14 protein-coding genes are annotated in these 23,238 nt (G+C 60.9%); 5 read left to right on the top strand and 9 right to left on the bottom strand.

Translation table 11 applies throughout. The annotated features are described in order from the left end of the window. Positions 1-18: 18 nt before the first annotated feature. On the bottom strand, positions 19-2,331 hold the full coding sequence (gene metE, locus K5E37_RS07850; RefSeq protein ID WP_221533545.1) for a 5-methyltetrahydropteroyltriglutamate--homocysteine S-methyltransferase: 2,313 nt from the start codon (positions 2,329-2,331) through the stop codon (positions 19-21). A 111-nt stretch (positions 2,332-2,442) separates the two neighbouring features. On the opposite strand from metE, the gene metR reads away from it, so the two are divergent. Beyond that, positions 2,443-3,360 carry a transcriptional regulator MetR gene (metR, locus tag K5E37_RS07845; protein ID WP_007953158.1) on the top strand — a complete coding sequence of 306 codons (918 nt, stop codon included), beginning with the start codon at positions 2,443-2,445 and terminating at the stop codon, positions 3,358-3,360. Here metR and K5E37_RS07840 read toward each other — a convergent pair. From K5E37_RS07840 to K5E37_RS07820, 5 genes are all read right to left on the bottom strand, one after another. Beyond that, positions 3,344-3,874 carry a GNAT family N-acetyltransferase gene (locus K5E37_RS07840; RefSeq protein WP_221533544.1) on the bottom strand — a complete coding sequence of 177 codons (531 nt, stop codon included), beginning with the start codon at positions 3,872-3,874 and terminating at the stop codon, positions 3,344-3,346. The genes metR and K5E37_RS07840 overlap by 17 nt on opposite strands. Before the next feature lies 1 nt (position 3,875). Further along, on the bottom strand, positions 3,876-4,514 hold the full coding sequence (locus K5E37_RS07835; RefSeq protein ID WP_007953155.1) for a LysE family translocator: 639 nt from the start codon (positions 4,512-4,514) through the stop codon (positions 3,876-3,878). 23 nt (positions 4,515-4,537) lie between these two features. Beyond that, positions 4,538-4,963, bottom strand: coding sequence for an NUDIX domain-containing protein (locus K5E37_RS07830; RefSeq protein ID WP_221533543.1), 426 nt, complete (start codon positions 4,961-4,963; stop codon positions 4,538-4,540). Positions 4,964-5,039: 76 nt separating this feature from the next. Further along, on the bottom strand, positions 5,040-6,365 hold the full coding sequence (locus K5E37_RS07825; protein WP_221533542.1) for an APC family permease: 1,326 nt from the start codon (positions 6,363-6,365) through the stop codon (positions 5,040-5,042). Positions 6,366-6,569: 204 nt separating this feature from the next. Next, positions 6,570-7,385 (bottom strand): carbon-nitrogen hydrolase family protein, encoded by an 816-nt coding sequence (locus K5E37_RS07820; protein WP_221533541.1) that lies wholly within the window; start codon positions 7,383-7,385, stop codon positions 6,570-6,572. Between the two features lie 125 nt (positions 7,386-7,510). Between K5E37_RS07820 and K5E37_RS07815 the strand changes: the two genes are divergently transcribed. After that, a complete protein-coding gene (locus K5E37_RS07815) occupies positions 7,511-8,311 on the top strand; it encodes a LuxR C-terminal-related transcriptional regulator (RefSeq protein WP_011335770.1) in 801 nt (266 codons plus the stop codon). Between the two features lie 36 nt (positions 8,312-8,347). Next, positions 8,348-9,967, top strand: a complete 1,620-nt coding sequence (locus K5E37_RS07810; RefSeq protein ID WP_085606786.1) for an FMN-binding glutamate synthase family protein — start codon at positions 8,348-8,350, stop codon at positions 9,965-9,967. 11 nt (positions 9,968-9,978) lie between these two features. Here the strand turns inward: K5E37_RS07810 and K5E37_RS07805 are convergent, their stop codons facing one another. Then, a complete protein-coding gene (locus K5E37_RS07805; RefSeq protein ID WP_221533540.1) occupies positions 9,979-11,484 on the bottom strand; it encodes a glucosyltransferase domain-containing protein in 1,506 nt (501 codons plus the stop codon). A 170-nt stretch (positions 11,485-11,654) separates the two neighbouring features. After that, on the bottom strand, positions 11,655-13,076 hold the full coding sequence (locus tag K5E37_RS07800; protein ID WP_115079077.1) for an amino acid permease: 1,422 nt from the start codon (positions 13,074-13,076) through the stop codon (positions 11,655-11,657). 498 nt (positions 13,077-13,574) lie between these two features. Here K5E37_RS07800 and K5E37_RS07795 point away from each other — a divergent pair, with 498 nt between their 5' ends. Together K5E37_RS07795 and K5E37_RS07790 are read left to right on the top strand one after the other, a co-directional pair. After that, positions 13,575-16,700: a transglycosylase domain-containing protein gene (locus tag K5E37_RS07795; RefSeq protein WP_221533539.1), complete on the top strand. Its 3,126-nt coding sequence runs from the start codon at positions 13,575-13,577 to the stop codon at positions 16,698-16,700. A 226-nt stretch (positions 16,701-16,926) separates the two neighbouring features. Beyond that, the gene (locus K5E37_RS07790) at positions 16,927-21,903 is read left to right on the top strand and encodes an NEL-type E3 ubiquitin ligase domain-containing protein (protein WP_311776180.1); all 4,977 of its coding nucleotides are present in this window, start codon (positions 16,927-16,929) and stop codon (positions 21,901-21,903) included. A gap of 62 nt (positions 21,904-21,965) precedes the next feature. Here K5E37_RS07790 and K5E37_RS07785 read toward each other — a convergent pair whose 3' ends face one another. Next, positions 21,966-23,216: a hypothetical protein gene (locus K5E37_RS07785; protein ID WP_221533537.1), complete on the bottom strand. Its 1,251-nt coding sequence runs from the start codon at positions 23,214-23,216 to the stop codon at positions 21,966-21,968. Positions 23,217-23,238 lie beyond the last annotated feature (22 nt).

Here is a 23,238-nt window from a genome sequence, read left to right as displayed (position 1 = left end):
TGCGACGCGCCCGACGCGTTACGCCAACTGACTGCGCAACTGCCGCGCCGCCGCCACCATGTTCACCAGCGCCGCCTCGGTCTCCGGCCAGGCGCGGGTCTTCAGGCCGCAATCGGGGTTGACCCACAGGCGCTGCGCCGGGATGCGCTTCACGGCTTTGCTCATCAACTTGACCATCTCAGCGGTGTCCGGCACGCGCGGCGAGTGGATGTCGTAGACGCCCGGGCCGATGTCGTTCGGGTAGTCGAACGCTTCGAAGGCTTCGAGCAATTCCATGTCCGAGCGCGAGGTTTCGATGGTGATGACGTCGGCGTCCATGTCGGCGATCGCCTTGATCACGTCATTGAATTCGCTGTAGCACATGTGGGTGTGGATCTGGGTTTCATCTTTCACGCCCGAGGCTGTCAGGCGGAACGCTTCCACCGCCCAGTCGAGGTATTCCTGCCATTGTTCACGGCGCAATGGCAGGCCTTCGCGGAACGCCGCCTCGTCGATCTGCACGATCTTGATTCCGGCGTTTTCCAGATCCACCACTTCGTCACGCAGGGCCAGCGCCAGTTGTTGCGCCTGGACTTTGCGCGACACGTCTTCACGGGGGAACGACCACATCAGCATGGTCACCGGACCGGTCAGCATGCCTTTCATGACCTTGTCGGTCAGGCTCTGAGCGTAGGTGATCCAGTCCACGGTCATGGCGTTCGGACGGGACAGATCGCCATAAATCACCGCCGGTTTCACGCAGCGGGAGCCGTAGCTCTGCACCCAGCCGAAACGGGTAAACAGATAACCGTCGAGCTGTTCGGCGAAGTACTCGACCATGTCGTTGCGCTCGGCTTCACCGTGCACCAGCACATCGAGGCCCAGACGTTCCTGGACTTGCACCGCGTGGCGGATTTCGCTGCGCATGGCGTCGTGGTAATCGTTGGCCGACAGTTTGCCCTGCTTGAACGCCTGACGGGCCAGACGAATCGAGCCGGTCTGCGGGAACGAACCGATGGTGGTGGTCGGGAACGTCGGCAATTTCAGACGCGCCTGCTGTGCGGCGATGCGTTTGGCGAACGGCGAATGGCGCTGGCTGTCGCTGGCGTTGATCGCCTCGATCCGCGCCTGCACGGCGGCCTTGTGAATGCGCGGCGAGCGGGCGCGGCTCTCTTGAATGGCGCGGCTTTCGGCCAGTGCGCTTTGCACTTTTGGCGCTTGCGGATCGTTCAGCGCATCACGCAAAACCGAGATTTCGCTGCACTTCTGTACGGCGAATGCCAGCCAGCTTTTCAGTTCCGGATCGAGCTTGTCTTCACGCTCGACATCCACCGGACTGTGCAGCAACGAGCAGGAACTGCTGACCCACAGGTTATCGCCAAAACGCTCCTGCGCCGGTTGCAGTTGTGCCAGCGCCTGCTCCAGTTCGCAGCGCCAGACGTTACGACCGTTGACCAGACCGACCGAAAGAATCTTGTAGGTCGGCAGGCGATCAAGCACCTGACCGAGCTGATCGGGCGCACGCACCGCATCGATGTGCAGGCCTTGCACCGGCAGGCCGACGGCCAGGCCGAGGTTGTCTTGCAGACCGCTGAAATAGGTCGCCACCAGTTTCTTCAGCGGCGAGTACTGAAGGATGTGATAGGCGCGTTCGAAGGCACTTTTCCAGGCTTGCGGCAGGTCGAGGGTGAGGATCGGCTCATCGATCTGCACCCACTCCACGCCTTGTTCGGCGAGGCGACCGAGAATTTCGTTGTACACCGGCAGCAGGCGCTCAAGCAGGTCGAGCTTGTCGAAGTCGTTGCCTTTCGCCTTGCCCAGCCACAGGTAAGTCAGCGGGCCGATGATCACCGGTTTTACGTTGTGACCGAGGGCCTTGGCTTCTTCGACTTCATCGAACAGCTGTTCCCAGCTCAGCTTGAATTGCTGGTCTGCGCTGAATTCCGGGACCAGGTAGTGGTAGTTGGTGTCGAACCACTTGGTCAGCTCTTGTGCGTATTGAGTCTTGCCGTGCTCGCCGCCGCAGCAGGACGACGTGGCGCCACGGGCCATGGCGAACAGGGTGTCGAGGGTCGGCAGGCCGCGCTCGTCACGCACACCGTCGAAGCGCTCGGGGATCACACCGAAGGTCAGCGAGTGGGTCAGCACCTGGTCGTACCAGGCGAAGTCGCCGACCGGCAGCAGGTCGATGCCGGCTTCCTTCTGCAATTGCCAGTGCTTGGCGCGCAGCTCACGGCCAACCTGATTCAGGGCGGCCTGATCGAGATCGCCTTTCCAACAGGCTTCGAGGGCTTTTTTCAGTTCGCGGTCGGCGCCGATGCGCGGGAAACCCAAAGTGTGTGCCACGGCCATGTCGAGTGTTCTCCATTGCGTAAAAGATGGCGCCATTGTCGACAGCCAGGGCAACATGAGACAAACTCAACCTTTTCGTGTTGATCACAAATTTTCCTCATGGAGCCTGCGGTGCTTGAAATCCGTCACCTGAAAACCCTGCATGCCCTGCGCGAAGCCGACAGCCTGGTGGATGCGGCTGACCGCCTGCACCTGACCCAGTCGGCGCTGTCCCACCAGTTCAAGGAACTGGAAGAGCGCATGGGCATGCCGTTGTTCGTGCGCAAGACCAAACCGGTGCGCTTCACCAGCGCCGGCCTGCGCCTGCTGCAACTGGCCGACGCGACCCTGCCGCTGCTGCGCGCCGCCGAGCGTGATATCGGGCGTCTGGCCGGTGGCACCGCCGGGCGTCTGCACATGGCCATCGAATGCCACAGCTGCTTCCAGTGGCTGATGCCGACCATCGACCAGTTCCGCGATGCCTGGCCGGAAGTCGAACTCGACCTCGCTTCGGGTTTCTCGTTTGCCCCGCTGCCGGCGCTGGCCCGGGGTGATCTGGATCTGGTGGTGACGTCCGACCCGCTGGAAATCGCCGGCATCACCTACGTGCCGCTGTTCACCTACGAAGCCATGCTCGCGGTCGCCAATCAGCACGCGCTGGCAAGCAAACCGTACATCGTTCCCGAAGACCTGCTGACCGAAACCCTGATCACCTACCCGGTCGAACGCGATCGGCTGGACATCTTCACCCGCTTCCTCGAACCGGCCGACATCGAACCGGCGCAGGTACGCACCTCAGAGCTGACGGTGATGATGATGCAACTGGTGGCCAGCGGCCGTGGCGTGTGCGGCATGCCGCACTGGGCGCTGCATGAATACAGCTCGCGCGGTTACGTGAAGGGCAAGCGACTGGGCGAGAAAGGTCTGTTTGCGACGCTGTACGCGGCAATCCGCGCCGACATGCTGGACGCGCCGTACATGCGCGACTTCCTGCTGACGGCCAAGGACACTTCGTTCTCGACGCTGGATGGGGTCAGCGCGGTTCGTTGAGGCTGGCGGTTGGCACGAAAGGCGGGCACCACATATGGATCTTGTCGAAATAGTCCTCGCCGACCCGCACCGCCATCGGCTCCAGGCCGAACTGAATGAAGCCGCAGCGCTGGTACAGATGAAACGCCGCGTCATTGCCGGCGGTGACGGTCAATTGAATGACTTTCAGCGCCGGATGCTGCTGCGCTTCACCCAGCACCGCCTCCATCAATTTCAGCCCCAGCCCGCGCTGGCGAAACTCCGCCGACACATACATGCCGAATACCGTTGCCTTGTGCTGGGCCTTTTCCCGAGGCTCGAACGCCAGGCCGACGATGCCCGCCAGCCGGCCGTCTTCGAACGCGCCGAACACCGCGTCGAGCTTGCTGGTCAGGCGTGACTCCCACCAGCTCAGCGGCATCACTGCGCGCTCGCGCACGCTGGAGGTGAACGCCTGCGGATGCCGGTCATAGGCTTCCAGCATCAATTCGCGATAGGCCAGCGCATGACTGGCGTCCAGCCGTTCGATCCACATGTCAGGCAGCCTTGCGTTGTTCAAGCATCAGCCGCACGGCCAGACCGCCCAGCACGAAGCCCATGAAATAACGCTGCGCTGCCAGCCAGGTGGGGTTGTTGACGAACCACGACGCGATGCCAGCGGCGAACAGCGCGATCAACAGGTTGACGCAGAAGCTGACGCTGATCTGGGTCAGGCCCAGGATGATGCTCTGGGTGAACACCGAGCCGTGCTCTGGCGAAATGAATTGCGGAAATACCGAGAGGTAAAACACCGCGATTTTCGGGTTCAGCGCGCTGGTGAGAAAACCCATGGTGACCAGTTTGCGCGAAGAATCCGCCGGCAATTGTTGCGCCTCGAACGGCGAACGGGCGCCGGGTTTCACCGCCTGCCAGGCCAGCCAGAGCAGGTACAGCGCACCGGCCCACTTCAACACTTCATAGGCCATCGGCACCGCGAGAAACACCGCGGTCAAACCGGCGGCCGCCGCGAACAGGTGCACGAAGAACCCCGCCACCACGCCGAGCAGCGAGGTCACCCCGGCGCGGCGTCCCTGGCAGATCGACCGCGAGATCAGGTAGATCATGTTCGGCCCCGGCGTCAGCACCATCAGCAGTGCGGCGGCGGCAAAAATCAGCAGGTCTGGAAGCGGGATCATGACGAAGTCCTTTGCACGAATGATCAGGCGAACGCGGTCAGCGAGGCTCGATAAAACGGCAGGATCAGGTCGCGTGTCAATGGGGCGAGAACCACATCGCCGTCGGTAGCCGGGTCGATCCAGATCACCTCCTCGATCTCGGCAGCCGGGGATACTTCGGTGTCGATGGTCAGCTGAAAGATCTCGGCCTGCACGACGAATCCCGGCTCGTTGGCGGCGGGTGCCGAGAACTGGCCGAGAAAGCTCGCCTGCGCCGGATCGATCACCAGCCCCAGCTCTTCTTCCAGCTCACGGGCCAATGCATGCACCGGCAGTTCATGAGGTTCGATCTTGCCGCCCGGTTGCATGAACGCCGTAGTGCCGCGCTTGCGCACCAGCAGGGTCTGGCCGTCGGGGTTGAGCAGCAGCGCGGCGGCGATGCGGATCGTGGAGTTATTTGCGGTCGACATGAACGGAAAGCCTTTGACTCAAAAAACGGCAAGCATCACACGCCTGCCATTTGTGAGCAAAGACTCTGCCGGAACCTCAGGTCGCTTCCTGGAAATCCATCTCCGGCGGCTGCCGGCGGAAACCACCCGTGAGCACCGCCAGGTACACCACGCCAATCGCCAGCCAGCTCAGGCCCAGATACACCGCCAGGTGATCGAGGCTGACCATCAGCCACAAGTCCGCTGCCAGGCCGATGAACGGAAAGATCAGGAACAGGATCAACTCGCGCAGGCCCTTTTTCTCGCCGCCGATCCAGTAGTGAAAAATCACCGACAGGTTGACCAGGCTGAACGCCAGGAATGCGCCGAAGTTGATGAACGAGGTCGAGGTGGTCACGTCGAGTTTCAGCGCCAGCAAAGCCACCACTGCACACAGCAGGATGCTGTTGACCGGCGTACCGAAGCGCTCGTGCAAGGTGCCGAAAAACGACTTGGGCAGCACACCGTCACGGCCCATCGCAAACAACAGCCGCGAACCGCTGGCCTGCGCCGACAGGCCCGAGGCGAACTGACCGACGATCAGGCCGATCAGGAAGATCGACACGAACAGATCGCCGCCGATGTTGCGCGCAATTTCGTAGGCCGCCGAATCGACGCTGTCGAACTGGAACGACGGATGGGCGATCTGCACGAAGTACGAGACACCGACAAAAATCAGCCCGCCGATCAGGGTGATCAGCATGATTGCCCGAGGGATGGTGCGACGTGGATCGCGGGTTTCTTCGGTGAGGGTGCTGACCGCATCGAAACCGAGGAACGAGTAGCAGGCAATCGCGGCGCCGCTCATGATCAGCGGCATCTGCATGTCGCCGTTGAAGAACGGTTTGATCGACCACAACGGCGTGCTGGCGTCACCGCCAACGTAATGCACGCACAGTGCGACGAAGGCGATCAGCACCAGAAACTGCACCAGCATCAGCAAGGCGTTGATGCCGTTGGCCAGTTTCAGGCCGATGATGTTGATCGCGCTGGTGATACCGATGAACGCCAGCACCCAGATCCACTGCGGGATCGACGGGAAGGCCGAAGCCAGATACGCGGCGCCGATCAGCCAGATCGCCATCGGCAGAAACAGATAATCGAGCAGCACCGCCCAACCGGCGATGAAGCCAAGTTTCGGGCTGATGGCCTTGCGCACGTAGCTGTAGGCCGAGCCGGCTACCGGGAACGCGGCGGCCATGCGCCCGTAGCTCATGGCGGTGAAGAACATCGCCACCAATGCCGCCAGATACGCGGCGGGCACCATGCCGGCGGTGGACTGGGCGAGGATGCCGAACGTGCCGAGGACAATGATCGGCGTCATGTAGGCGATGCCGAACAGCACCACCGACCCTAGCGAAAGGGTGCGTTGCAAACGAGCCATGGGCGACTTACTCCGGATTTTATTGGATTTATGGCAGAGGCCGAGTTCGGCGAATGTTTCGGGTGTTGCTGATCGTTCCCACGTCGAGGCGTCGAACCGTCCGCGTGGGAATGCCTCAATGGACGCTCTGCGTCCGCTCTTGGGACGCAGAGCGTCCCGGGCTGCATTCCCACGCAGAGCGTGGGAACGATCGGGTACAACGGGTCAAGGGATCAGCAGCTCACGTACTCCCGAGGCGTGTTCAACCACCTCCCCCGGCAACCTCAACCGCTGATCATCCAGATACCGATAATCCTTGCGCGCCAGCTCCAGCTGAGCGAAATCCAGCTCGACGCTGAACCGTCCTTCCTCACGCCCGGCCTCGAACAGCACCGTGCCCAGCGGATCCACCAGCGCACTGCCACCGGCAAACATCAACCCGTCATCCCCGGCTTCCACACGGTTGACCATCAGCGCAAACGCCTGGTTTTCCTGGGCCCGGGCCATGATCGCGGTGCGGTGGGTCGGCCCGTACGGGTCCATGTTGCCGTTGGTGACGATCAGCAATTCAGCACCCAGTTGCGCCAGGGCGCGGGCCGATTCCGGGAACTCGATGTCGTAGCAGATCAGCAGACCGACCCGCACACCGTTCCACAAACAGGTGGCGTAACGGTCACCGGCCTCGAACACACCGCGATCCGAGGCCCAGAGATGGGTCTTGCGGTATTTCAGGGCGATGCCTTCGGGAGTGATCAGTAGCGTGGTGTTGTAGAAGCGGCCGTTGTCGTTCTCGGCCATGCCGATCACCACGGCGAGGTTGCGTTCGCGGGCGGCGGCCTGCACGGCGCTGACGGTGGGGCCGTCCAGCGGTTCGGCGATCTGCGCCACGGTGTCGGCGGTCGGGAAGCCCATCAGGTGGGTCTCGGGGAACACGATCAATTGCGTGTCGGCGGCGCAGGCCGCAATCGCCGCGAGGGCGCGTTCGAGGTTGTACGCCGTGTCTTTGTCACGGCCCGCCAGTTGGGCGAGTTCGACTTTCATGGGTATTCCTTGTTATGAGCACCGGGCGCCGAAAGATTGCCCGGCGGCTGTCTGTGGGCCAGTATGCTTCGCATTCGACCGGCCAGGGAATTACGCGGCCGGGGTAACCCGATAGGGGTAGAGGCATGACTCTTTCGTTTGACGACATCACCTGGCACCGCGCCGTCGGCCAGTTGATCGACGCCCTCGACAAGCCGAATTTCTGGGCGCAACTGGTGCGCCTGCTCGACCAGTACGTGCCGTTCGATAGCTGGGTGGCGTTGCTGTTCAGCGCCGACCGCCACCCGCAGGTGTTCGCCGAATGCCCCGGCGCCGACGGCAGTCCCGATCAGCTGTTTCAGGATTATCTGCGCGGTCTGTACCTGCTCGACCCGTTCTATATCGCCTGCCGCGAGCAGTCGCGCACCGGGTTGTATCGCCTGTCGGAGGTCGCGCCGGAGCACTTCGAACTGACCGAGTATTACCAGCGATACTTTCGTCTGAATGTGGTGGCCGACGAAATCCAGTTCAATTGCCAGCTCGAAGGCGACCGCACGCTGTGCCTGTCGCTGGGCAGCCAGCAACGCTTCACCGGCGAGCAGATTGCCCTGCTGTCGCTGATCCAGCCGTGGGTGCTCGGCCTGTTGCGCCAGCGCCTGCCCTATGAAATCAACGAAACCGTGGCCCTCGCCCCGGCGCCTGCGCAACCGGACTGGCGGGTGCAGCTCGAAGCGTCGGTGCAGCAGCTCAAGGGCGCACAACTGACCGCCCGGGAACTGGACGTCGGGCGCCTGATGCTCAGCGGTTGCTCCAGTAAAGAAATCGCCCGTAAGCTGGAAATCTCTGTTGAAACCGTGAAAGTCCATAAGAAACACATGTACAGCAAGCTGGGGATCAAATCCCAGTCGGAGCTGTTTTCGATCTTTCTGCAGGCGCAGAACGCCTGACTGCCGCAAAAAAACCGTCCGAACCAAGGAAACCGTATGAGCCTGTCACTCCTGAGCCGCTACGCCTTCTTTGCCGTCTGCGTGATTTTCACCCTCGCCAGCCTGCCCTTTCTCGAACACGACTGGCTGTGGCCGATCACCGCCGTTACCGGCGTATTGAGCCTGATCGGCCTGTTCGACCTGATGCAGAGCCCGCACGCGGTGCGTCGCAATTATCCGATCCTGGGCAACATCCGTTATCTGGTGGAGGGCATCCGCCCGGAAATCCGCCAGTACCTGCTGGAATCCGACAGCGACGCCCTGCCCTTCTCCCGCGCTCAGCGTTCGCTGGTGTACTCGCGGGCCAAGAACGAAACCGCCGACAAGCCGTTCGGCACCCTGATCGACGTCTATCAATCCGGCTTCGAATTCATCGGCCACTCGATGCGCCCGGCGCCGCTAAGCGACCCGAACAGTTTTCGTGTCACCGTCGGTGGCCCGCAGTGCACCCAGCCGTATTCGGCGTCGGTGTTCAACATCTCGGCCATGAGTTTTGGCTCGCTCAGCGCCAACGCGATCCGCGCACTCAACCAGGGCGCCAAACTCGGCAACTTCGCCCACGACACCGGCGAAGGCAGCATCAGCCCCTATCACCGCGAACACGGCGGCGACCTGACCTGGGAACTGGGCAGCGGCTATTTCGGCTGCCGCACCAGCGACGGCCGTTTCGACCCGGAACGCTTCGCCGCCCAGGCGCAGACCCCGCAAGTGCGGATGATCGAAATCAAGATGAGCCAGGGCGCCAAACCCGGCCACGGCGGGATTCTGCCCAAGCACAAGGTCACCCAGGAAATCGCCGATACGCGTGGAATTCTGATGGGCGAAGACTGCATCTCGCCGTCGCGCCACAGCGCGTTCTCCACGCCGATCGAGATGATGCATTTCATCCAGCAACTGCGTGAACTGTCCGGCGGCAAACCGGTGGGCTTCAAGTTCTGCCTCGGCCATCCGTGGGAGTTCATGGGCATCGCCAAGGCCATGCTGGAAACCGGCATCCTGCCGGACTTCATCGTGGTTGACGGCAAGGAAGGCGGGACCGGCGCCGCACCGGTGGAGTTCACCGACCACATCGGCGTGCCGATGCGCGAAGGTCTGCTGTTCGTGCACAACACCCTGGTCGGCCTGAATCTGCGGGACAAGATCAAGCTCGGCGCCAGCGGCAAGATCGTCAGCGCTTTCGACATCGCCAGCGTGCTGGCCATCGGCGCCGACTGGGCCAACTCGGCGCGCGGCTTCATGTTCGCCATCGGCTGCATCCAGTCGCAAAGCTGCCACACCAACAAATGCCCGACCGGCGTCGCCACCCAGGACACCCTGCGCCAGCGCGCGCTGGTGGTGCCGGACAAGGCCCAGCGGGTCTACAACTTCCACCGCAATACGCTCAAGGCCCTGGCGGAAATGCTCGCCGCCGCCGGCCTCGATCATCCGTCGCAACTGTCGGCCAAGCATCTGGTGCGGCGCATGTCGGCGACCGAGATCAAACTGTTCTCGCAGTTGCACGTGTTCCTGAAGCCAGGGGAATTGCTCACCGGGGAAGTGAACGGCGAGTTCTATTCGCGGATGTGGCAGATGGCGAGGGCGGACAGTTTCGAGCCGCAGGAAATCGCGGCGGCCTAGACTCTGAACGGTCACCATTGCAGCAAGCGACCGTGGGGCGGCTCCTTCATCACGATGAAGCCGTAGTCGCCAATTAGGTAGAGGCGGTAATAGAGGCTGTCCACCAAGGGTGGATAGCCCATCAGACCGACATGGGTCGCGTTGCGCCGTTCGCGCTCGGCGACCACGTTGGTGATGCCGGCCGAGGGCAGATTTTCGGCGAGCATGAAGTAATCGATGTTGAGTAGATATTGCAGCACCGGCAACTGCTTGAACGTACCCACCGCCCCCGCCAGCCAGCGGTCGGAGTACGTCACCGAGATATAAATCCGTTTGGCTTCGCGCAGTTCGCGATGAGATGAAATGTCGTGGCTCAGGCTGTAGAGCGCATTGCTGGCGAAGGTTTTTTCCATCGTCAGCACCCGGCCATAAGCGAAGGACAACGACAGCGTGGCCAGAAGCGGAATCGCCAACACCAAAGGCAACCGTTGATGCAGCGGCATCAACCCCAACCAGGCCAGATAGAACAGCAACATCAGCAGTACGCCGAACCCCATCAGGGTGCGCGCGCCTTCGTTGAAATCGCGAAACAGCAGCGTCATGCCCGGCACCAGCAGCACAATCAGCGGCAATGCCAGCAGGCTGGTGAAGCTCAGGAGCAAGCCCTTGGCGCGGGACATTTTGCGCTCGCGAATCTGCCGCCCCAATTGCACGGCGCCGAACACGGCGCACAGCACCAAAACAATAAAAACCATCGTGTAGCCGCCGTGAAACAGCAGCGCAACCTTCTCCATCACCCGACCGATATTGATGCCGATCTGCAGCAACGGATCAGCGCTTGCATTCAGCAATTGCGTGCGCCCGTGGTCAGTGAACGGATAGGCCGTGACGCTGTAAATCAGCACCGCCAGCAGCAGTTGCGCCAGCCGCCAGCCTGACAGGTGCCAGAGTTCCTCCCACGGTACTCGCCGATGAACATTCCTGAGCAATTCAAGGCAACACAGCCCGAGAAACACATTGAGGCTGATCTGATACAGCCCGATCGCCAGCGCCAGCAACACCGACGGCACCAGCCATCGCTGAATGCGTGAAGCGCCGCAAAAAGTGATCGCGTAAATCACTGCGACCAGACTCAGGGCCATGCCGGCCCCGTCGTATTGATAGGACAGGTTCTGCAGCAGAAACGGGTTGTACCAGAGCGGCAACACCACCAGACAACAGGCCAGCGTCGGTTCGGGAAAATAGTGGAAGGTCAGCCGGGTCAACGCGAACGACATGGCCACCGTGGCGAGTAACAGCGGCAGTGGGAAAATATTCGGCGCAGCGCCGGTGAAGGTCAGCGCCTGATACAGCCAGTCCATGAACAATCGCCCCTGCCCGGCCCAGGCGTTGCCGGCGGCCAGCGTGCGCCAGTTGTCGTCGATGTAGGGGAAGTCGGCGAGGATCAGCGGCAGGATATACAGCAGCGTGGCGAGCAGGAAGAACAGCACGACCTGACGACGGCCGAGTTCTTGTACGAGAAAATCGCTGGTCCTCATACCTGCGCCTCTGTTCACGGCTGCGCTGGAAACAACGTAGATAAACCTTCGAACATGACTCTGAATCAGAAGTCGATTTTTGCGGCGCTTTCAGACCAGCGGCATCAACCTCGCACCCACGAAAAAGCCCCGGACTTTCGACCGGGGCTTCAGGTTTCAGCGACAACGAATTACGAAGCCGAACGCACCGCGCCCTGGGACGCATCGCTTGGTTGCAGCTTGAACACGTAGAACAACACGGTCAGCAGCACCAGGAACGCCGGGCCTACATAAAGGGCCACGCGAGTGTCCGGGAAGTACGCCATCAGGCCGACCACCAGCACCAGGAACGCCAGCGCCAGATACGAGCTGACCGGGAACAGCCACATCTTGTATTTCAGGCCGGCCCGCTCGCTGGCGCTCAGGCCTTTGCGGAATTTCAGCTGGGCCAGCAGGATCATCACCCAGGTCCAGATCGCGCCGAAGGTGGCAATCGAGGTCACCCAGACGAAGACTTTTTCCGGCACCAGATAGTTGAGCAGCACGCCCAGCAGCAGCGCGAAGATCGACAGCAGCAATGCGCGACGCGGTACGCCGTTGCTCGACGTGCGAGCGAAACCGGCCGGCGCCTGGCCGTTCTGCGCCAGGCTGTAAAGCATGCGCCCGGTGCTGAAGATGCCACCGTTGCACGACGACAGCGCCGCAGTGATCACCACGAAGTTGATGATGCCGGCGGCGGTCTTGATGCCCAGACGTTCAAAGGTCATCACGAACGGGCTGCCCTGAGTGCCGATTTCATTCCACGGGTAGATCGACAGGATCACGAACAGCGCGCCGACGTAAAACAGCAGGATCCGCCAGAACACCGAGCCGATCGCATTCGGGATGGTCTTCTGCGGGTTCTTCGCTTCACCGGCGGTCAGGCCGATCATTTCCACGCCGAGGTAGGCGAACATCACCATTTGCAGGGACATGAGCACGCCCGTCACACCGTTGGGCATGAAGCCGCCGTGGGCCCACAGGTTGGAAATCCCCAGTGCCACACCGTCGTTGCCGAAACCGAAGGCGATGATGCCGATGCCGCCGAGCACCATGGCGATGATGGTGACGATCTTGATCAGGGCGAACCAGAACTCGAATTCACCGAACGCCTTCACCGCGATCAGGTTGATCGAGCCCATGCTGACCAGCGCCGCCAGCGCCCAGATCCAGCGCGGGACATCGGGGAACCAGATGCCCATGTACACCGCCACCGCCGTGATTTCGGCGACGCAGGTCACCAGCCACAGGAACCAGTAGTTCCAGCCGGTCAGAAAGCCCGCCAGCGGGCCGAGGTAATCCTGTGCATAACGGCTGAAGGAGCCGGCGACCGGGTTGTGTACGGCCATTTCGCCGAGGGCGCGCATGATCACCAGGATCGCCAGACCGCCGATGATGTAAGACAGCATGATCGCCGGGCCGGCCATTTCGATGGCCTTGGCCGAACCGAGAAACAGACCGACACCGATGCAGGCGCCGAGCGCCATCAGGCGAATATGCCGTTCACCGAGTTCGCGTTTGAGCGGACCGCCTTGAGCGGTTTCGCCATGGGGCGGGTGATTGCCGACTGGCATGGGGGACTTCCTCGTCTTGTTATTGGATGTGACCACCGAGTGTTCAAGCGTCGGCCGATAAGCCTGCGCCTGGGTAAAACCGGCCCTGCTTCGTGGGCAGGACCGTCGCGCAGAAGCAACCTGCGGGATCAGCGGGGCATGCAGTATAAAAAGCTTGCGACAGGTTTTTTCACTCTATAAGGCATCTGATTCAGACGTAAACCTCGCCAATCACAAGGTTTACGAGACAAACCATCCTGCATTTCGAGGATTATTCACCGCACAAATGGGCGCCGAGTATTGCACAGCAATGGTGCAACGTCATGCCGCGACCAAAGTCGCAGCGGCCTGAAGACCTCTCTGTTCCGGCCTTTTCAGGCTTTCGATCACTTGCCGGAAGGCAGCAGCCAGATTTGCAGATTTGTTCAGGGTCCCGCCTTCACAATTTTTTCACCCGCGCCAACCACCGACTAAGCTTCAGTCAAGTCCGATCAATCTGCGTGAATGGATCAATCGACTATGGGCGCTTTGTGGCAAACCGATTCGAGTGAAAAAGTGGTTCCGACTGAACGTGTGGATGAAGCGCCTGTACCTGAAAAACCCCGTCGTAACCGGCATGGGTGGAAGGCTTTCTGGCTCCTGTTGGTGATCATTGCGATTGTCGTGGGCCTGGCTGCGATGAAGGAAATGCGCACCTCGCGTTTTCAGTCCCGCGAGGTCAGCCAGTACGCCGCCAAGCTCAAGTACGAGTTGCAACCGGGACCCAGTGAAGCGATCCGCTATCCAGGCAACGGGCCGTTCGATCTGCGTCTGGGCTACAGCTCGCTGGACGAGTTCCTGCCGCGGCTGATCAAGCGCAATTATGTGATCACCGAGCAGACGCGCTTCTCCCCGGCGCTGCTCAACTACACCGACAAGGGCCTGTTCGTGCCCTACTCCGAAAAGATCCAGGCCGGGCTGTCGATCACAGATTGCCGTGCCGCGCCGCTGTATCAGTACAACTATCCGCAGCAGCTGTACGCGAGTTTCGACTCGATCCCACCGGTGGTGGTCAACAGCCTGCTGTTCATCGAAAACCGCTTTTTGCTCGACCCCAAGCAACCGATGGCCAACCCGGCGGTGGACTGGCCCCGCTTCGGCATGGCCGCGTGGTCGCAGGTCGCCAAGCTGCTGCACTTGCCGGGGCAGTCGGCCGGTGGCAGTACTTTGGCCACCCAGCTTGAGAAATACCGCCACTCGCCCGACGGGCTGACGGTGTCCGGCGCGGAGAAAATCCGCCAGATGATTTCCGCCAGCGTGCGCGCCTATCAGGGCGGCCCGGACACCTTGCCGGCGCGGCAGAACATCATTCGTGACTACCTCAACAGCGTGCCGCTGTCGGCGGTGCCGGGGCATGGCGAAGTGCACGGCATGGCCGAGGGGCTGCGGGTCTGGTATGGCGCCGATTTCAACGAGGCCAACCGCAAGCTCGCGAGTACCGCCACCGATCCGAAGACCATGGCGGACAAAGGCCTGGCCCTGCGCGAAATGCTTTCGCTGATGATCGCCCAGCGCCGTCCTTCGCATTACCTGACCAAGGGCCGCGAAGAACTGGTCGAACTGACCAACAGCCACCTGCGCCTGCTGAAACAGAACGGTGTGATCGACGCCGCCCTGGCCGATGCCGCGCTGGCCAGCACCATCAGCTATCGCGACTGGCAGACCCAACCGACCATTCAGCCGATCGAAACCAACAAGGGCATCAGTGTCGCCCGCAGCCGGTTGGCATCGATGCTCAACCGTCCGCTGTACGACCTCGACCGCCTCGACCTGTCCGCCACCAGCACCTTGCAGGGCGAGCTGCAAACCCAGGCCACCGCCTACCTGAAAAAACTGGCCGACCCGGCCTACGCGACCGAAGTCGGCCTGATGGGCGAACGCCTGCTGACGCCCACCAGCACCACTCAGGTGCGCTACAGCTTCACCTTGTTCGAGCTGACCCCGGACGGTTCGCGCGTGCGGGTGCAGACCGACAGCACCGATCAGCCGTTCGACATCAACGAAGGCAGCAAGCTGGAACTGGGCTCCACGGCGAAGATGCGGGTGCTGACCACCTACCTGCAAATCATCGCGGAGCTGCATGACAAGTACGGCGCCATGACCGTGCCGGAACTGAAGAAAGTCGACGTGCCGGATCAGGATCGCCTGAGCCAGTGGGTGATCGATTACCTGATCCAGAACAAGGATCACGACCTGTCGAAAATGCTCTCCGCCGCCCTCGACCGCAAATACTCGGCCAGCCCCGGCGAGGCGTTTTTCACCGGTGGCGGCCTGCATGTGTTCCATAACTTTCGCAAGGAAGACAACGGCCGCCTGCCGACCCTGCGCGATGCCCTGCGCGAGTCGATCAACCTGCCGTTCATTCGCCTGATGCGCGATCTGGTGCGCTACACCACCTACTCAGGCCCGAACAACAGCGCCGAGCTGCTCAAGGACGACCGCGACCCGCGCCGTCAGGAATACCTCGCCTCGTTCGCCGACCGCGAAGGCACCTCGTTCCTGCTCAAGTTCTGGAAGAAGTACCGGAACAAGGACACCCAGGCCCGGCTCGATACCTTCCTCGACAGCATGCGCCCGACCCCGATCCGCATGGCCGCCGTGCACCGTTACCTGCTGCCCAACGCCAGTCAGGAAGACTTCAATACCTTTGTGCGCTCGCACCTCAAGGGCGTAAAAATCACCGAAAAACTCACCGACGAACGCCTGGAGCGGCTCTATCTGGCCTACGGCCCCGGCACCTACGACCTGCCGGATCAGGGTTTCATCGCCAAGGTTCACCCGCTGGACCTGTGGATGATCGGCTACCTGCTCAACCACCCCGACGCGACCTTCAAGGACATCGTCAAGGCCAGCCAGTTCGAGCGTCAGGAAGTCTACAGCTGGCTGTTCAAGAGCAAGCACAAGGGCGCCCGCGACAGCCGCATTCGCACGATGCTGGAGATCGAGGCATTCCTGGAGATCCATCAGCGCTGGCAGAAAGTCGGCTATCCGTTCGATCACCTGGTGCCCTCGCTGGCCACCGCCATCGGCAGTTCCGGCGACCGCCCCGCCGCGCTGGCCGAGTTGATCGGCACCATCCTCAACGACGGTGTGCGCATGCCGACCCTGCGTATCGACAGCCTGCACTTCGCCGCCGGCACGCCTTACGAAACCAAACTGGTCAATGACCCTCACGTCGGCAAACGGGTGATGCCGTCCGAAGTCGCCACGGCGATGCGCGAAGCACTGTCGCAAGTGGTGGACTCGGGGACGGCGAAACGTGTTTCCGGCAGTTTCAAACTGAACGATGGAACACCGCTGACCATGGGCGGCAAGACCGGTACCGGCGACAACCGGATCGAGGCGATCGGCTCCGGCGGACGGATTCTCAGCTCGAAGTCGATCAACCGCACGGCGACTTTCGTGTTCTACATCGGCGACCACCATTTCGGCACGCTCACCGCGTTCGTGCCGGGGCGCTCGGCGGAGAACTTCAAGTTCACTTCCGCCCTGCCGGTACAGGTGCTCAAAGGCATGGCGCCGATTCTGATGCCGTACCTGCAACCGGGCAGTGATTCGCAGTGTCTGGCGCCGCAAGTGGCGACGGTGGCATCCGCAGCGGACTGAATTGATCCGAGGTAGTAGTTATGTGTTTTATGCATTCCAATATTCAATAAATCAGGTATTAACCCGACACTTCGGCAGCAGGCTTTTAAACTAATTAATCCGCTCATTGAACGTTAGGCTGAGAATTCTTTACTTATTCAAGGCCTGCACCATGACTGCAACATCCATATATAAAGGGCAACATTACGACTTAATTAAATCGCGCATTGATCCGGTGTTCAGCGATATGCAGTTACATCGGGCCCAGGCGCTGAGCAACACGCCTCTGCAGCTTGAATCATGGATGATCGAGACTTCGGCCAACGAGCTGGAACGAATGTCCGCCGATAACCGAAAGGCGTGGGGCGCACAGAACCGTATCGATCGCCTGCTCGGACGACTTCAGGATGTGTACGCATTCGCCGAACCCTTGCTCAAGGCAAAGCTGCTCGAACAGTTCCAGATCGATATCGACGTCAAGAACACCTACCTGAGACTGTATGCCTCGGCTCAAACGCCCTGGTATGTCCACAACTTCAGCAAAGGCTCCAAGGCCAGAACCGTTTCGATGCTTGATGCGGCATTGCATAACTTCGCACGCGACGAGCGCTATCAACACTATTCGACCTTCATTATCAAAACCGATGTCGCACGCGACTTGTTCGACCCCTCGCCGATCAACCAGAAAATAAGCGTGAGCCAGTTTCAAGCGTTGTGCCGGGAGCTGGACATTGGCGCGCTCTACAAGCGCCATCTCGAGAGCATTCTGCTGGACAAGGAACCGGTGGCCGAAACGTACCTGCGCACCCGGGTCGAGCAAAGCCTGCAAGCGACGCTCAAGGCTGCCGCGCAAATGGCCCGGCTCAAAAAAGACATTGGTCACAGTGCCCATGGGCTGATCCGCGAAGTGCTGCTTGGCCGTCAGAATCTGCTGCTGGACGGCCAGGCGATGCGGGTCTGCGACCTGGGCATGATGGACCTGACGTTCACCGGCATCCTGATCATTCGGCCGGATCCGGAACAGCCGCAACACTCGCAAAAAATGATTGCCTATGTCCCCCATGACCCGGAGCACCCGCTCAAGGAATACGCCTCGACCCTGGACTTCATGCAAGAGCTGACCCGCCAGCTGCGGACCAACCAGACATCACCTTCCTCCGGACTCAGCTACCGGCAATTCTTCAGTCAGTTTGTCGATCATGAACAGCGCGGGCATTTTTTCGCCGGGCTCGAACAACGCCTGAGCTACGTGAAATGGTATCCGCGGGAACGGGGAGATTCGCGTCCCTCCTGGCGGGAAACACCGGTGGAGAAACCGCAACTGCAATTCAGCGCACCGCCGATCAGCTCGCCGCTGTGGACGTACCTTTTTCAGCAACGACTCAACAAGATCCTCAATGACGCCCGCCAGATTGCGGTGCCGACCGCCGACGCCGACGACAATGCGCGCTGGGCGTGGTGGGAAAACGTTCTGAAGATTGCCGGCGACATTTTCAACGCCGCGTTGTTCGTCGTGATGCCGTTCGTGCCGTATGTCGGTGTTGTGATGCTGGTCTACACGGCTTTTCAGCTGACCAATGAAGTCGTCGAAGGCGCAGTGGAGCTTGGTTATAAACACTGGACCGAGGCTGCGCAGCATGTCGTCGGTGTCGTCAACGATGTGGTGCAACTGGCGGCATTTGTCGTCGGTGGCCTGGCCGCGCAAAAAATCCTCAAACTGTCGCCACGGGTCGAAAGCATGAAACCGGTGACGGGACACGACGGAAAAATCCGCTTGTGGCACACCGACCTCACGCCCTACGCACAAACAGACATTGCCCCACCGCCCGCATCGAAACCGTCCGCATCCGGGCTGTATCGCCACGCGGACAAAGTGCTGCTGCCCCTCGACGGTCGGTACTACGCGGTGAAATATGACCGCAGCAACGGTCGCCATCGTGTCCAGCATCCGACCCGCCCACAAGCTTACTCGCCACAATTGCGCCACAACGGACAGGGTGCGTGGGTGCACGAGGGGGAAACACCGCAGGACTGGCAGGGCTCGATCCTGATGCGCCGGTTGGGCCCCGGCGTTGACGGCTACAACGATAGCGAACTGGAACACCTGCGCAGCATCAGCGGCACCGCGCCAGAATCACTGCGCCGGATGTACGTGGAAAACACGCCACCCCCGGCGCTCCTGTCCGATACCCTGACGCGTTTCCGGATCTGGGACGAAACCCGCAACGTGGGCCAGTTGATTCGTTCCGGACAACCGCTGGCCCCGACTGCCTACTGGTTCAGCCGAATGGTGCCGGACATGCCCGGCTGGCCTGCCGACAAGGCGCTGAAAGTATTTGAAACCGCTGATTCGAGCGACAACTTTCACCTGTACGGCAATCCACAAGCGACAGCCGAACAGACGATGAGCATCGGCATTCCTGACCTGTTGGCCGGCGAGCTGCCGGAACGGCTGGTGGACTTTCTCGACGATGCAGACATGCAGTCCCTGCTCGGCCATCAATACCCCAAAAGCCAGCGGGCACAGGTGTTGCGCAACCAGCTGGGGGATATCGTGGAAACCCGTACGCCCGACATTTTCGATTACCAGTATCGGGCCGCAGATCATAGTGGCGATGCCCAGGTGCAACTGCTGCAACAGCAATTTCCACCATTGCCTTCACGGGTCGCCGAGGCGCTGCTGAAGAAAGCGACGCCGGCCGAACAGACCATCATCCGCGAAGAACAGCGCATCCCCCTGCGCCTGAAAGATCAGGCCCGGGAAAGCGCCTTTGAAATCAGTGCGGCGCGTGCCATTGAAGGTTTGTATGAACCGGCATTGCGACTGCCCGATACCGAGCGCTTGATTCTCAACGTCCTGAGACAACGCACCGATACCTTCGCCGATCTGCGCATTGAAGTACGCGAGCACTTCTATGACGGCGCGCTTCGCTGCAGTGTGGGCGACGAGCAGGCCAGTATCGTGCGCGTGCTGGTCCGGGATCAGCGTGGCCGCTATGAAGTGCGCGATGAGCGCAACGACAGTCTGCATCCTGCCGCAGACTTGTATGAAGCCATCCTGCTGGCCATGCCCGCCGATAAGCGTACCGCGCTGGGTTACCGCGCCGGCCAGGGACAATTGTTCAGACAATGGGTGCTGGTCATGACCGAGCGCCCCGCCGAGCGCAGGACGCTGCTTGCGCGTCCACCGATTCGCGCGCAGGTTCCGTTGCAAACCGAACTGCTGCTGCGCGGGCCGGGGCAATCGAAAAAAGCGTTGAGCGTGGAAGAGAAAGTCCAGAACCTCTACCCGCATTTCGACCAGGCCGAGGCGTTGGCTTTCAGTCGATCCCTGCAAGCGAACGGTGCCCCTCACTCACAGATCAAGATGCTTGAGCAGGAGATTCAACAGCTCAAGCAGACCCTGGAAACCTGGCGTCAGCGCTACCTGGCTGATTGGGATCCTGAAAACCCGGACAGCAACGTGCCACGTGCCTATTGGGACTACCAGCAAAAGGGCGGGCAGTTTCTCGCCGAACGCTTGCTGGACTGTTTCGAACGCAAGTCCGAGGTGTTCGGCGAGCGCAGTCTCAGCGTGCAGGAAGGCTATCGACTGGACCTGTCCAGCGAGTGGTTGCCCAAGGACATCGAGCGTTGGTGGCGGCAGTTGCCGGAAGAGCTGAAGCCCTGGATCGATCAGGTCACAACCCTGAACCTGGACGGATCGGTATTTTCTCAATCGCCGAACGGCCTGTTGAAAGACCTTCCCCACCTGCGCCATTTCAGCGCCCGCAACTGCGGGCTGACAGTTCTGCCGGAGCCTGTCGGCAAGATGCATTTGCTGGAAACCCTGCGCCTGAACGACAACCAGATCCGCCTGACGCCGACCACTGTCGAGCAACTGCGCAACATGACGCGCATGGAAACTCTCAGGCTCGATCACAACCCGTTGAGCCTTGCGCCGAATGTCGAACGCATGCCACGGCTCAAGGTGTTGAGCCTGATCGGCACCGGCCTCGAGAGCTGGCCACCGGGATTGTTCGAAAAATCCCGGCCACGCGGCTTCTTTCTTGATCTGGGCGCGAATGCGCTCAAGCGCATCCCGGATGTGCCGCCGGGCTCCGATAACGCGCGGCTGATCGCCCGTACCCGGGTCTACGCCAACAGGCTCTCGGACCCGGTTCGGGTCAAGTACGAACATTACCGGACTTCGGTGGGGATCCATCCACGCCTGACGTATAACAGGGCGGCGGAAGATCTGCTCGAGCGCTGGCCCGCATTCGTCGACACCTCGCTGCGCAACGAAACGGCCGGGCTCGGCACCTATCGCCCCGAGGCCTGGCACGACCTTGCCGGGGAGCCAAACGCCGACGGTTTCTTCTCGGTGATCGAAGACTTGACCCATTCGGCCGATTACATCGCTGGCGGCAAAGCCAATGATCAACTGACCGACCGCGTCTGGCGGATGATTGGCGCCATGGACATCGACACGCCGCTGCGCGAGGAGCTGTTTTTGATGTCGACCGATCCTGAAGGTTGCGAGGATGCCGGCGCGCAACTGTTCAACAACATGGGGGTCAAGGTGCTGGCTTCGGAAGCCTACTCGTACTCGACCAACCAGGCCGAGCTTGAGCGCAAGCTGGTGACACTGGCCAAAGGATCGGCGCGTCTCGGTCAGGTCACTGAAATCGCCCGGGCCGATATCAGGAACCGCACGGGCAATCCCGATGAAGTCGAAGTGCATCTGGCCTACGAAACAGGCATGGCGGCCAGACTGGAGCTGCCCTGGCAATCCGAAAGCATGAGGTATCGCCTGGTCGCCGGTGTCGATGATCAGACCATTGCCAAGGCTATCGAGTCTTTGCTCAAGGCAGAAGAAGGCGATGGCCTGGTCAATCAGATGATCGAGCTACCGTTCTGGGAAAGCTATTTGCGCAAGAACTGGCCAGGAGAAATGGAAACCAACAAACAGCTGCACATGGAAAAGCTCGACGTGCTGGAAGCGCTGAAATCCGCGCAACGGGACTGGGCGCAATCAACCGACTCGTTACCTGCCGAGCGCGCATTGCGCAGGCGCACCCTCAGCGACCTGGCAAAGCGCTTGCCGATTGCCGAAGAGGAGGTTTTCACCGGCATGGAAATGAGCACCGAAACCTATGACCGCCTGCTTCGGGACATCGGTTATCAGGAGAAGGAACTACGCCGCCAGCTCACCCGGGAGGCCATGAGCAGGGCCGGAATCTGAATGTCGCCTGCATAACGATCACGCCCTGAAGCCTCGCTGCAAAAGTCTTCAGGGCCCAAGCGCTAAACCTCCGAATCCCAGATCACCGTGACGTTGCCGACATAGCGTTTGCCTTTTCCCGGCTGGAGCATCTGTTCGACATACACGCCCGGAATCTCGAAGTGCAGCGTCGCGGGTGCTCGCTGCATGAAACTGGAAGGTTGAAACGCCACGCCATCAGGATTGTTGCTCAAGGGGCGGCGCTTCACCGGTTGGCCTGCGATATCGGAAATGCTGTCGGGCAGGCTCACACTCAGAAAAACCTGCGCATCGGTGGCGCCGCTGAGCGTATCGCGCAATGCGCAGGCACCGACGGCGGCGTGCTCGCATTCGAAGTGCATCTTGAAACGCGAGGACGCGGAAATATTGAAAGTCTGATCGCGAAACAGCCGGGTCGGTTTGCTGCCCTGCTGCAACCAGGCCTGCCAGCCGCCTTGCGGCACCAGCGCAACCTTGTTGCCGCCGGGCGGGATGTCGACCTTGAGCACATGCTGCACGTCGAGAAGAACCCTGAACGTCAGGCTGGAGGTGTCAGGCAACAGGTTGTTGCCCGTGTCGATGTCCTGACCGGAACCCACGCCATAGGTCAGTTCACCCGCATAGATTCCCGCCGACATGCCCAGCGGGTTGGGTGTACGCAGCTCATAGGCCACGTCCAGATAGTCGTAGGACATCCACGGAATGACGAATGCAGACTGTTTGCTGCACAGGTTTTCGGCGGGGGTAAACCAGAAAAAACGAAAGAAGTTCGGACCATAAGAGGACATTGCACCGGGTTCGCACGGCCTGGGCGGTACGTGCCATCCCGACCTTGCCCAAAGCGCGTTATGCGCTTCGTATTCTCCGGAAACGCCAGTCAGATTACTTGCCGTATCACTGAGCACATAACGTGTACCGAAGCCACCGATACGCATTTCCACGGTTTGCGTCTCACCGGTAACGATATTGCGCACCGTCAAGCTGCGCCATTGCGCCGGCATCTTGAATGTCGCACCGTCGCGCTCAGCGCTTTCTGGCCGTATTGCCTGTACCGACGAGAAACGCATTGGCAACGAAACCCCCATAAGGTTGTAGCGTCGACAATCATTCGGGTACTGGCCGCAGTAACCGCTCTGCGGCGTCTGGTTGATGAACCCATTGTTCTGCGGGTTGGCGGGATCGGGGACGTAGGTCGCGCGAAGTTCCTGAGTGATGGCAGCCGCCGACGTTGAAAGCAGGCCACCGCAGAAGCAAAACACGCTGTTCTTCAAGCACTTGCGCACAGCTGAAACCATTGGCTATTTCCTTGCCTGTCAG

The organism is Pseudomonas sp. RIT778 (genome assembly GCF_019718735.1).
GTDB classification, from domain to species: Bacteria; Pseudomonadota; Gammaproteobacteria; order Pseudomonadales; family Pseudomonadaceae; genus Aquipseudomonas; species Aquipseudomonas aphyarum.
This window is presented reverse-complemented; position numbering and strand designations above follow the sequence as displayed.